The organism is Tenacibaculum lutimaris, from assembly GCF_003610735.1.
Lineage (GTDB): Bacteria > Bacteroidota > Bacteroidia > Flavobacteriales > Flavobacteriaceae > Polaribacter > Polaribacter lutimaris.
The window spans coordinates 317,499-330,942 of the sequence record NZ_RAQM01000007.1 but is presented as its reverse complement, the minus strand read 5'-3'; the positions used below and the strand labels follow the sequence as shown (position 1 = coordinate 330,942).

Annotated in this window: 10 protein-coding genes and 1 pseudogene; all 11 read left to right on the top strand. The window is 30.6% G+C overall.

Annotated elements, in window-relative coordinates; genetic code table 11:
* Positions 1-191 precede the first annotated feature (191 nt).
* The 11 genes and pseudogenes from miaB (at position 192) to C8N26_RS05155 (ending at position 13,431) form a co-directional block, all read left to right on the top strand.
* Entirely contained in the window at positions 192-1,646 is a 1,455-nt protein-coding gene (gene miaB / locus C8N26_RS05200; protein WP_120186349.1) for a tRNA (N6-isopentenyl adenosine(37)-C2)-methylthiotransferase MiaB, read from the top strand.
* An 82-nt stretch (positions 1,647-1,728) separates the two neighbouring features.
* Complete coding sequence (locus C8N26_RS05195) at positions 1,729-2,961, top strand: sigma-54 interaction domain-containing protein (RefSeq protein ID WP_120186348.1); 1,233 nt, start codon at positions 1,729-1,731, stop codon at positions 2,959-2,961.
* Positions 2,962-2,991: 30 nt separating this feature from the next.
* Positions 2,992-4,380: a hypothetical protein gene (locus tag C8N26_RS05190; RefSeq protein ID WP_120186347.1), complete on the top strand. Its 1,389-nt coding sequence runs from the start codon at positions 2,992-2,994 to the stop codon at positions 4,378-4,380.
* 69 nt (positions 4,381-4,449) lie between these two features.
* On the top strand, positions 4,450-4,956 hold the full coding sequence (locus C8N26_RS05185; protein WP_028892454.1) for an LptE family protein: 507 nt from the start codon (positions 4,450-4,452) through the stop codon (positions 4,954-4,956).
* A gap of 5 nt (positions 4,957-4,961) precedes the next feature.
* The gene (locus tag C8N26_RS05180; RefSeq protein WP_120186346.1) at positions 4,962-5,714 is read left to right on the top strand and encodes a hypothetical protein; all 753 of its coding nucleotides are present in this window, start codon (positions 4,962-4,964) and stop codon (positions 5,712-5,714) included.
* The gene (gene secG / locus C8N26_RS05175) at positions 5,715-6,059 is read left to right on the top strand and encodes a preprotein translocase subunit SecG (RefSeq protein ID WP_120186345.1); all 345 of its coding nucleotides are present in this window, start codon (positions 5,715-5,717) and stop codon (positions 6,057-6,059) included.
* A gap of 163 nt (positions 6,060-6,222) precedes the next feature.
* Positions 6,223-6,498: a co-chaperone GroES gene (locus C8N26_RS05170; RefSeq protein ID WP_028892451.1), complete on the top strand. Its 276-nt coding sequence runs from the start codon at positions 6,223-6,225 to the stop codon at positions 6,496-6,498.
* Between the two features lie 97 nt (positions 6,499-6,595).
* A complete protein-coding gene (gene groL, locus C8N26_RS05165; protein ID WP_120186344.1) occupies positions 6,596-8,230 on the top strand; it encodes a chaperonin GroEL in 1,635 nt (544 codons plus the stop codon).
* 165 nt (positions 8,231-8,395) lie between these two features.
* Positions 8,396-10,669: a hypothetical protein gene (locus tag C8N26_RS05160; RefSeq protein ID WP_120186343.1), complete on the top strand. Its 2,274-nt coding sequence runs from the start codon at positions 8,396-8,398 to the stop codon at positions 10,667-10,669.
* Between the two features lie 13 nt (positions 10,670-10,682).
* Positions 10,683-10,850 (top strand): annotated as a pseudogene (gene groEL / locus C8N26_RS13715) (chaperonin GroEL); the annotation flags it as partial.
* 166 nt (positions 10,851-11,016) lie between these two features.
* Positions 11,017-13,431 carry a hypothetical protein gene (locus C8N26_RS05155; protein ID WP_120186342.1) on the top strand — a complete coding sequence of 805 codons (2,415 nt, stop codon included), beginning with the start codon at positions 11,017-11,019 and terminating at the stop codon, positions 13,429-13,431.
* The last annotated feature ends 13 nt before the right edge of the window (positions 13,432-13,444 follow it).

Below are 13,444 nucleotides of genomic sequence, written 5' to 3'. Positions count from 1 at the left end.
TTATCTCATTATCACTTTACACCTTATTAATATAGGTATAATTCAGTTTGCAAAAGTATATAGTTTTTTTTTAATGATTAATTTTTAGCAAAACTTTACCTTTTATTAAACAAAACTATCCATGTCAATTTGTCACAAATAATACTTTTTGGTTGTATATTTGCACCCTATTTAGCACGATTTTAGGATTTATGGAACACGTAGAAAAAATAATTGATGAGAAACAACAAGGAAAAGCCCTTGTTACAGAACACAAAGAAGGAAACAACAAAAAGCTTTTTATAGAAAGCTATGGTTGTCAAATGAATATGAACGACAGCGAAATTGTGGCGTCAATTTTAGCAGAACAAGGTTTTAACACCACTCAAAATTTAGAAGATGCTGATTTGGTACTGGTGAACACTTGTTCTATTCGTGAAAAAGCCGAGACAACAGTTCGTAACAGACTGCAAAAATATAACGCTGTAAAAAAAGTAAATCCAACCATGAAAGTTGGAGTACTTGGTTGTATGGCAGAACGATTAAAAGAAAAGTTTTTAGAGGAAGAAAAAATCGTTGACTTAGTTGTGGGGCCTGATGCATATCGTGACTTACCTAATTTAATTGAAGAAGTTGATGCAGGACGTGATGCAGTGAACGTAATCTTATCAAAAGAAGAAACGTATGCTGATGTTTCTCCTGTACGTTTAAACTCTAACGGAGTTTCAGCCTTTGTATCAATTACCCGTGGTTGCGATAACATGTGTACATTCTGTGTAGTTCCGTTTACACGTGGTCGTGAACGTAGTCGTGATCCTAAGAGTATTATTGAAGAAATCCGCAGTATGCAAGAGAAAAACTTCAAAGAAATTACTTTACTAGGTCAAAATGTTGACTCATACTTATGGTATGGCGGTGGATTGAAAAAAGATTTCAAAAAAGCTTCTGAATTAGCGCAAGCTTCTGCTGTTGATTTTGCTCAGTTACTAGATATGTGTGCTACAGAATTTCCTAAAATGCGTTTTCGTTTTTCTACTTCAAATCCTCAGGATATGACATTAGACGTAATTCACATAATGGCAAAGCATAAAAACATTTGTAAATACATCCACTTACCTGTTCAAAGTGGAAGCAATACAATGCTTGAAGCAATGAACCGTCAACATACTCGTGAAGAATACATGGATTTGGTTGATAACATTTACAAGATCATTCCTGAAATGGCTTTAAGCCAAGATATGATTGCTGGTTTTTGTGGAGAAACAGAACAAGACCATCAAGATACTTTAGACTTAATGCGTCATGTAAAATACAGTTTCGGATTTATGTTTGCCTATTCTGAAAGACCAGGAACCTTAGCTGCTAAAAAAATGGAAGATGACGTTCCGTTAGAAACTAAAAAACGTCGTTTACAAGAAATCATTGATTTACAACAAGAACATAGTTTATACAGAACAAAAGAGAATCTTGGTAAAATTCAAGAAGTATTGATTGAAGGAACATCAAAAAAGAACCCTAACGAATGGAAAGGTCGTAATACACAAAATACCGTAGTGGTTTTCCCTAAAGAAAATTATAAAATGGGAGATTTTGTAAATGTACGTATTGACGATTGTACCTCTACTACCTTAAAAGGTACAGCTGTTGGGTATTCTGACAATAACTAATTTTTAGAAAAGAGAGTCAAGAGAAAAGAAAAAAGACACAATCTTTTCTCTCTATTCTTTTTTCTCTATTCTAAAGAAAGAAATGGAAAATTTACAAGCTATAAAACAACGTTTTGGCATTATCGGTAACGATATACAGTTGAATCGCGCTATTGAAAAAGCGATTCGTGTGGCTCCTACCGATATTTCAGTACTCGTTACTGGAGAAAGCGGTGTTGGAAAAGAAAACATCCCAAGAATTATTCACCAACTATCACACAGAAAACATGCAAAATACATTGCGGTTAACTGTGGAGCTATTCCTGAAGGAACTATTGATAGTGAATTATTCGGACATGAAAAAGGAGCCTTTACAGGAGCTACACAAACACGTAAAGGGTATTTTGAAGTTGCTGATGGTGGCACCATTTTTTTAGATGAAGTTGGAGAATTACCATTGACTACTCAAGTACGTTTGTTACGTGTATTAGAAAATGGAGAGTTTATTAAAGTAGGTTCTTCTCAAGTACAAAAAACAAACGTTCGTATTGTTGCTGCTACCAACGTAAACATGCAGGAAGCTATTGCAAAAGAAAAATTCAGAGAAGATTTATATTACCGTTTAAGTACTATAGAAATTCCGTTACCTGCATTAAGAAATCGTGGAGAAGACATTCACTTACTCTTTAGAAAATTTGCAGCTGATTTTGCTCAAAAATACAGAATGCCAACCATTAGACTAGACGAAAATGCTGTAAGAATTTTATTAAATTACAGTTTTCCTGGTAACATTCGTCAGTTAAAAAATATTGCAGAACAAATATCTATTGTTGAAGAAGATAGATTAATTACGCCAGAAAAATTAGTTCAGTACCTACCAGAAAACAGAAGTAATTTACCTGCTATTATTGGTGGAAAATCAAGCAGTCAATCTGACTTTGCTACCGAACGAGATATTATGTACAAAATCTTGTTCGATATGCGAAACGATATCAATGACTTAAAAAAGTTAACACTCGATTTAATGCAGGGTGGTAATTTAGAGGAAGTCCAAGAAGAAAACCATCGATTAATTGAACGTATTTATCAGGATCAAGATTTATCAGAAGTTTCAAATGTTGAAGTAGTTCAAATTCCTAAAGTTTCTCAGCCTCAAGATGATTATGATTATGCTGAAACTATCGAAGAAGATGAAAGTTTATCTTTACAAGAAAAAGAGATTGAAATGATACGTAAATCACTCGAAAAGAATAATGGAAAACGTAAATTAGCTGCAAAAGAATTAGGAATTTCTGAACGAACTCTATATCGAAAAATTAAACAATACGATTTATAATTTATTTTAATATTATATTAAACTTTAAATATGAAAAGAAACTCAAGCTATTTAGAAGAAAAAATCAAAACTGAGACAAAGAAAAACACAAAATACATACTACTTTTTACTCTTGCTCTATTATTTATTTCATGTGGTAATGATGATAACTTAGATAAAACCGGAGAGATTGTTACGCTTGAGACTAAAGACATGAGTTTTAACATTAATGAGAATCCATTTTCTGGTGCATTTATAGGAACTATTAAAGCCGAAACAAATCAAGGAAGCATTTCGTATTCAGTAATTAAGCAAACACCAGAAAATTCTTTCATGATAAACTCTAACACTGGTGAATTAACGGTAGACAACACTTCTGTTTATGATTACGAAACAGCCACCAAAGTAACAGGAATTATTGAAGTCTCTAATGGTGAAATTATCAAAAAAATAAATATAACTATAAATATAGATAACCTTGAAGATGTTTACACTGGTGATGTACACCTTAAAACCCAAGAAGAAGTTAATGAATTTGCTTCTTATAAATACAATGAAGTCAATGGAGACCTAACTATCGGAGATTACAAAAACAATCTAGAGATCAAAGACTTATCCCTTTTAATCGATTTAAAAACCATCAGAGGATCACTGTTTGTTTTCAACAATCCAGATTTAAAGAATTTAGAGGGGTTAAATAATATTTCAACTATTTATGATATATGCGGTATTGGATTTAACAATTCTTTGGCAGATATATCTAGTTTAAAAAACTTGACTAAAACTGGTTCTTTACTAGTAACCAATTGTCCCCTTTTAAAGACTATTGACTGCTTTTCAAAAATAAACTCGATAAATGGTTACCTAGAAATTAGCAGAAACCCCTCTTTAGAAAGTTTAAATGGATTACAAAGTATCAATACAGTGACAGGAAGAGTTGATATTAGTATTAATAATAAATTAGTAAACATTTCAGAATTAACCAATTTAAAAAATATTGGTGACTTTCTTGCTTTAAACCACAACAACTCTTTAACAGACATAAAAGGTTTAAATAATTTGGAATCAATAGGAAGAGGAGTACAAATTATGAACAATGAAAACTTAACCGACTTTAACTCACTAAACAAAATAACTACTTTACCTATATTAGAAATTAGAGAAAACCCTAACTTGCAATCTATTAACGGTTTTTCTAACTTAAAAAAAATTGAGTATTATTTCATAATTTACAATAATAACTCTTTAACTACCATAGATGGTTTAGGTAATTTAGAATCTGTTGAAAAGTTGAACATAGAAGATAATATTCTTTTAGATAATTTTTGTAGTTTAAATAAACTTGTATTAAACAACTTTCCTTCAACTAATTATTTGATTAGAAATAATAAATTTAACCCTTCTTTAGATGATTTAAAAAATGGAAAATGTAATATCTAAAAACTCTAGAGTATAAAACTAAATTTATCTTATTAGTTTTTTATTTTTACAATTCACTCACAATTTCAGATGAAAAAAACTTTATATATACTATCTTTATTTATTGGTTTAACCACTATTATTGGTTGTGGTGCTTACTCTTTCACTGGTGGTAACACAGGAAACGCAAAAACAATCCAAGTTGATTTTTTTCCTAACCAAGCCCCAGTAGTAGAACCTATTTTAAGTCAAAAATTCACACAAGACTTACAAGATTTGTTCACTCGTCAAACTAATTTAACTTTAGTTAAAACAGGTGGAGACTTACATTTTTCTGGTGAAATTGTCGATTTTCGTATTACACCTATGAGTGCTACAGCGCAACAAACTGCAGCTCAGAACAGACTCACCATTACTGTAAATGTAAATTATATAAACGCTTTAGAAGAAAAAGATAATTTTGAAAAACGCTTTTCATTTTATTACGATTACGGAGCTAACCAACTGCTAACCGGTTCGGTATTAGAAACTGCATTAGATGAAATTATAGAACGTATTACACAAGATATTTTTAATGCTTCTGTAGCTAAATGGTAAATTAATTGAATAAGGATAACTACATACAATTATTAGAAAAACCTGAATTAATTTCAATAGAAAATTCTTCAGAAATCACAGCTCTTATCCAAGAGTATCCTTATTTTCAATCTGCCAGAGCGTTACGTTTAAAAGCTTTAAAAAACCGAGAAAGCTATAAATACAACAACGAATTAAAAATTACAGCTGCTTATACAAGTGACAGAACAGTATTGTTTGATTTTATAACTTCAGAAGCTTTTAAAGAAACTCCAAAGTTAGGAGAAAAAACTAGCTTAATAGACAAACTTCTTCCGAAGAAAAAAACAACTAAAACTGCATCTATAGAAGAAGATTTAGCTATTGGAAAACCTCTTTCTTTTACACAAAACGAAACGTTTTCATTCAATCAGTGGTTACAATTATCTTCTAAAAAGACTATTATAAGAGATATCGTTCCTCCTCAGAAAGAAGAAAAAAAGCAAGAGGAAGAATCACAGCCAATTAAATCTGAACACGAGGCTATTATTGATCGTTTTATAGAAACAGCACCTAAAATATCACGCCCAAATAAAACATCTACGAGCGATGTTAAAATAGCCGACACCCAACAAAGTAATCAACTAGCAACTGAGACTTTAGCTAAAGTTTATTTAGAACAAAAGAAATATGATAGTGCTATTCAAGCATATAAAATATTAAGTTTGAAATATCCAGAAAAAAGTGGTTTCTTTGCAGACCAAATTAAAAGAATACAAATTTTACAAAACAATAAATAAATGACAACGTATACTTTACTTTTAGTTTTAATATTGATTGTTGCAATAGCATTAATCTTAATTGTAATGGTTCAAAACCCTAAAGGTGGAGGATTATCTTCATCATTTGGAGGCGGTGGTGCTCAAAATATTGGAGGTGTACAAAATACAAACAGTTTTTTAGATAGAACTACTTGGACTTTAGCAATTACTATGTTTGCTTTAATCTTATTAGCTAACTTTGCTATTCCAAGAGGTAATGCAGCTGATGCTCCTAAATTAGACGACACTTTAAACAGTATTGAAACTACAACTACTCCTGCTACACCAGCAGCAACTGATACTGCTAAAGATAGCGCACAGTAGTTTATACAAAATAGAATTTAAAATGCCAATGTGAATGACACGTTGGCATTTTTTTTATACGTAATTTTGCCTTGCTTGAAAAATTGTCAGCAAAAATCTAATGGCATAATTTCTGACAAAAACTAACAAGTAAATTTTAATTTAATCAATCAAAATATATAAAATGGGATTAAACATTAAACCTTTAGCAGACAGAGTTCTTGTTGAACCAGCTGCAGCAGAAACTACTACAGCATCAGGAATCATCATCCCTGACAACGCAAAGGAAAAACCACAAAAAGGAACTATCGTAGCCGTGGGTAACGGAACAAAAGATGAGCCTTTAACTGTAAAAGTTGGTGATACTGTTTTATACGGAAAGTACGCTGGTACTGAACTTAAATTGGAAGGAAAAGATTATTTAATTATGAGAGAAAGCGACATCTTCGCTATTATCTAAAACTTCTTCGCTTTTAGCTTTTTGCTATTAGCCAACTAAACAAAAACTAAAAACCAAGCCAGTAGCTAAAAGCTAACGGCTAAAAACTAAAACAAACATGGCAAAAGATATAAAATTTGATGTAGACGCTCGTGACGGATTGAAACGTGGAGTAGACGCATTGGCAAATGCAGTAAAAGTAACTTTAGGTCCTAAAGGACGTAACGTAATTATTTCTAAATCATTCGGAGCTCCTCACGTAACAAAAGATGGAGTTTCTGTAGCTAAAGAAGTAGAATTAGAAGATGAGTTAGAAAACATGGGAGCTCAAATGGTAAAAGAAGTAGCTTCTAAAACTAACGACTTAGCAGGTGATGGTACTACTACTGCAACCGTATTAGCACAAGCTATTGTAAAAGAAGGTTTAAAAAACGTAGCTGCGGGTGCTAATCCTATGGATTTAAAACGTGGTATTGATAAAGCGGTAACTGCTATTACTGAAGATTTAGCAAAACAATCTAAAGAAGTTGGTGATTCATCAGAAAAAATTAAGCAAGTAGCTGCAATTTCTTCTAATAACGATGCGGTAATTGGTAATTTAATTGCTGAAGCATTTGGAAAAGTTGGAAAAGAAGGAGTGATTACTGTTGAAGAAGCAAAAGGAACTGACACTTATGTTGATGTTGTTGAAGGAATGCAGTTTGACCGTGGATACTTATCTCCTTACTTCGTAACTGATGCAGATAAAATGATTGCTGATTTAGAAAATCCATACATTTTATTATTCGATAAAAAGATTTCTAACTTACAAGAAATCTTACCTATTTTAGAACCTGTTGCACAATCAGGAAGACCTTTATTGATTGTTGCTGAAGATGTTGACGGACAAGCATTAGCTACTTTAGTAGTAAACAAATTACGTGGTGGATTAAAAATCGCTGCTGTAAAAGCTCCAGGATTTGGTGACCGTAGAAAAGCAATGTTAGAAGATATTGCTATTTTAACTGGTGGTACTGTAATTTCTGAAGAAAGAGGTTTCTCTTTGGAAAATGCAACTTTAGATTTATTAGGCACTGCTGAAACAGTAACTATTGATAAAGATAATACTACAATTGTTAATGGTTCTGGTGACGAAGCACAAATCAAAGCTCGTGTAAACCAAATTAAAGCACAAATTGAAACAACTACTTCTGATTACGATCGTGAAAAATTACAAGAGCGTTTAGCAAAGTTAGCTGGTGGTGTTGCTGTATTATATGTTGGTGCTGCTTCTGAAGTAGAAATGAAAGAAAAGAAAGACCGTGTTGATGATGCTTTACATGCTACTCGTGCAGCTGTAGAAGAAGGTATTGTAGCTGGTGGAGGTGTTGCTTTAGTTCGCGCTAAAAAAGTATTAGAAACTATTGCTACTGATAACTTAGACGAAACAACAGGAATTCAAATCGTAAACAGAGCGATTGAAGCTCCTTTACGTACGATTGTTGAAAATGCTGGTGGAGAAGGTTCAGTAGTTATCAATAAAGTTTTAGAAGGAAATCAAAACTTTGGTTACGATGCGAAGTCTGAAACATACGTAGACATGTTAGAAGCTGGTATTATCGATCCTAAAAAAGTAACTCGTGTGGCGTTAGAAAATGCTGCTTCTGTTGCTGGTATGATTTTAACTACCGAATGTGCTTTAGTAGACATTAAAGAAGATAACCCTGGTGGTGGAATGCCTCCAATGGGTGGTGGAATGCCAGGAATGATGTAATGGCGAATCGCCATAGATAAAAATAAAAAACCTCGAGAAGTTCTCGAGGTTTTTGTTTTTTTAAAATAAAATTGCTTTACTTCACCATAGTTAAAAAGCACTCTTACAAACTAATAAATATTAATCGGTATAATTTTTGATGCTTAATTTTAAAAAATAGTTTCTATGAAAAAAACACTATTCTTACTATTATTTGTAGCATCTAACTTGCTTTTTTCTCAAAAAAACATTACTGAAAGTTATTCTAATTATTTCGAAAACACTAGAGAAGTTGCTTTTTTACACCTCGATAAAACAACTTTCTTACAAGGTGAGGAAATATGGTTTAAGGCATACATTCAAGAACAAAATTCACAGAAATTACACAAAACTACCTCAAACTTGTATGTTTCTGTTTTTGAAGAGTCAGGAAAACTAAAAGAACAACAACTTATACATATAAAAGATGGAATAGGAAACGGAAGCATAAGCATCGACTCTACTTACACAGAAAAGAACTATTATTTAAAAGCATCTACAAGATGGATGAAAAACTTTAAAGAGGACAATGCTTACCATCAAAAAGTTCATATCATTTCTTCACAACAAAGAGCAACTATGGTATCTGAAGAAAACTCCTATGAATTCGAGTTATTTCCAGAGGGTGGCAACCTTATCGCTAACACAAATAACAATATTGGAATATTACTTAAAGACTCTAAAGGTAAAGGCATTAAAATTAAAAAAGGAATAATCAAAGATCAAAATGGGAATATTATTCGCTATTTTAACACCAACGCAAATGGAATGAATAAAGTAAGTCTTTTTATTGAGAAAAATATGACCTATACTTTTTCTACTGTTCTTTACAATGGATTGAAAATAAAAGCTACAACTGGTAACCCATCATCTTATGGAATAACAATAAACACCATTCATACTGACAAAAAAATTGGTATTAATATTATTACTAATGATTCGTCTCTGAAAGCACTCATAAAAAAAGAATTTAAAGTCATAATACATAACACCAGAAGTTATAAGACTTACAACTTTACGTTCAAAAAAAACAAAAAGAACTACCTACTCATATTTAAAAGAGATGATTTGAATCCTGGTATTAACATTGTTACTTTATTTGATGAGAAAAGCATCCCTGTATCAGAAAGAATTATATTCAATAATAAAGACTCACTAATTAGTGATTTAAGAGTGAAAACTGAAAATTCCTCAGGTGACTCGTTAAAAATAGATCTTTACAATGAATCCAATAGTAAGCTATTTTTGAGTGCTTCATTTCTACCTTCAGGTACAGAAGCATACAGCCCAGAAAACACTATTATTTCTTCTTTTTTACTAAAACCCTACGTAAAAGGTCATGTTCAAAATCCAGGCAATTATTTTAAAAATTTAACTGATAAAAAAAAGTTAAGAGATTTAGATTTATTATTGCTGACCCAAGGATGGAGTAAATATAATTGGACAGATATTTTTAATAACTCTCAAAAAATAAACTATCCTTTCGAACATGGAATTGATGTAACTATGAGCTTTAACAAGCCAATTAGAAATAATCAGTCAATATTACTTTATTCTGCAGAGAATAATCTCATAACTACTTTTAAGCCTATTGAAAATAAATGGATTTTAAAAAATACTTTCATCAAAAAGAATAGTCTTTTACAATTTGCTGTAAAACATAAAGAAAACTATTTGTCAGAAATTATACCAACATTATCCTTTTCAAGCGGTAAATTAAGTGACTTTATTAATAAAGAATCGAAAGTTTTAACTTCAAGTATTTCAGAAGCTACTGTCTTAGATTTTGAGATTATTAAAGATAAATTTGAAGTTTTAAATGAGGTAGAGGTTAAAGCAAAGATTAAAAAAAACGAAATTAATAAAGAATATATTGAAGCAGGAGCATATAGGAATTTAAATATGAAGAATGTTATTGTTAACTCTGGAGAAACAGTAATGGATTTCATAAACTGGAAAACGCCTCCTTCAAGAGGAATATCAACTATAAAATTAAACGGTAAAAATATTTCAAGAGAGCCTTGGATGTTAGAAAACATGAATCTAGACCAAGTGAAAAGTATCTATTATGGTTCAGATATGTCAAATCCAGGTTTAAGTTATGCTTTTTTTATTTTCACGTATTCACCAATTGAGCTTCATTCTAAAAAATCTACAACAGCTGAAGTAAAAACTTTAATGGGCTTTACCATAGAAAAAGAATACTATAACCCTAGGTATCCTTCCTATTTTAATGATACTTATAAAAAATACGGTGCTATATTTTGGGAACCTAATATTGAGATAGGTCCAAAATCAAGTTATGTGTTTAAGGTTCCTCTCAACCTACAAGAAAAAATTATTGCATATATAGAAGGAGTTTCAGAATCGGGAGAGTTAATTTCAAAAGAGTACGTTCTTTCAGAAGAAAAGAATAAATAATTTTCAAAAAGGCTATATAAATAAGTTAGAAGCCAGTATCATCTATCCTAAAAAGTAACTCGTGCGGCTTTAGAAAATGCTGCTTCTGTAGCAGGAATGATCTTAACTACTGAGTATGCTTTAGTAGATTTCTGGTTTCGGAATGCCTCCAATGGGTGGTGGAATGCCAGGAATGATGTAGTGGTGGTGAGTCGCCACAGACAATTATAAAGAACCTCGAGAAATTCTCGAGGTTTTTGTTTTTTAAAATAAAAATGCTTTACTTCACCATAGTTAAAAAGTACTCTTACAAACTAATAAATATTAATCGGTATATTTTTGATGCTTAATTTTAAAAAATAATTTCTATGAAAAAAACATTATTCCTGACCTTGACTCTATTAATTAATACATTTATTTTTTCTCAAGAATCTTTTATTAATAAAAATTACACTTCTTACTTTGAAAACACCAGAGAAATTCCTTACCTGCATTTAAATAAAACTAGCTTTTTAACAGGACAAGAAATTTGGTTTAGAGCTTATGTAATTGAACAGAACTCGAAAAAATTACACTCTACAACCTCTAATTTATATGTTTCTGTTTTCGATTCAGAGGGAAAGTTAAAAACTCAAAAACTAGTACATATTAAAGATGGGCTTGGTAAAGGTAATATTTTATTAGACTCTACTTTTACAGACAACTCTTATTACATAAAAGCCTCTACAAATTGGATGAAGAACTTTAAAGAAGATAATTCATTCATTCAAAAAATATCTATCTGTAATAATAATAACAGCAAAACAATAAAGGAGAATACCTCATATGAATTTAAACTATTTCCTGAAGGAGGTCACACCCTTTCCAACACAATTAACAACTTTGGTATTCTTGTGAAGAACAAAAACGGGAAAGGAATTAAAATTAACAAAGGTATAATAAAGAATAGCTTAAACGAAATAGTCAGAAAATTCTCTACCAACTCTTTTGGGCTGGGAAATACAAATTTATTTATTAAAGAAGATGAAACTTACGAATTTGAAGCTATATTAGAAAATGGACAAGTTTTAAAAACAACAACCTTAGAACCCCAAAATTATGGAATTACATTAAAAGTTATCAATTCCAATCCTAATTATTTCTTAATCAACATACTTACAAATAAAAGCTCTTTAGATCAATTAAATAATCGGAAATTTAAAATTTTAGTACATAATACTAGAAAAATTACAACTTATAATTTTAATTTTAATTCAACTGACACTAAATATTCTCTATTTATTAACAAAGAAGATGTTGATAAAGGAATTAACATAATCACTATTTTCGATGACAAAAACACCCCCTTATTAGAAAGACTTATTTTCATTAACTCTCCTTCTCTTTTTACTAATATAGATATTAAAAACAACCTTAATAATATAAACGATTCAATTTCTATAAATTTTAAAAACAACACAAACGAAAGTATTTTTTTAAGCTCTTCTTTTCTTCCTATTGAAACAAAAAGCTACGTTCCTGAAGAAAACATAAACACATCTTTTTTATTAAAACCTTACATTAAAGGAAAAATACAAAACTCTGGTTATTACTTTAACAACATTAACAAAGAAAAACTTAGAGAACTTGACTTACTGTTAATAACACAGGGTTGGAGTAAATATAATTGGTTTGATGTATTTAACAATCCTCCTAAAACTAATTATTCATTTGAAAATGGAATTAATATAAAAGGAACTTTAAATGCTCCTCTAAAACGAAAACAATCTCTTTTAATATATTCTGCTCAAAACAATATTATACGAGAAATTAAAAACACAAATGAGTTTCAATTAAAAAGCACTTTTGTAAAAGAAAACTCTCATATAACTTTCAGCTTAAAAACTAAAAACAATAGTTATAAAGCATCTCCCTACTTACAATTTTCCAACACAACTTTATCAGAATATTTACCCCCCCATAGGTTAAACTTTAAAACCTCTAAAGAATCGAAAGTAGAAGAGCAAGGTGATATTTCATTTTTGTTTAGAGACACTGAAATTTTAGATGAAGTGTTAATTAATAAAAAACCAAAAACCAAACCAAGTGAAAAACCTTATGGAGCTAACACCATACTTACAAGAAAAATAGTAGACAGCCTTCTTATAAGCTCAGGAGAAACCGTTCTAGATTTCTTAAAAAGCAAAAGGTATAGAGTTGTTAATGACGAAGGTGTCCTTTCTTTATTATCTAGAAGTATCAACTCTAATCTTACTATTTCAAACCCTTCCGCAATAGAAGAGCCAGCAATAGGAGGTAAAAGTATCAATTATAATGAACACAAGAATTATGATAACCAAAAAAAAAGTGTTAGAGTTTACCTAGACAATAATGAAATTAGTGATAACCTTTGGTTAATAGAAAGTATGAATATGGATACTGTTAAAGAAGTGTATTATGGTAGAGTTTATGATAATAGAGCAGATGAACACATCTACATTTATACTTTATCTCCTAGTGAGTATACAACAAAAAAAACTTTTCTTAACACATTAAAAATTGAAAAAGGATTTTCTATCGAAAAAGAATACTACACTCCTGAATATAATTCTTACACTGACAACACTTATAAATATTACGGAGATATCTTTTGGAACCCAAACATAGAAATAAAAGCAAATTCTAATTTTGAATTTAAAATCCCACAAAATTTACAAGAAAAAATCATTGTTTATATTGAAGGGATTTCTGAATCTGGAAAACTAATCTCTAAAAAACATATTATTTCAACAAAAACCAATTAGTAACAAAAAACCT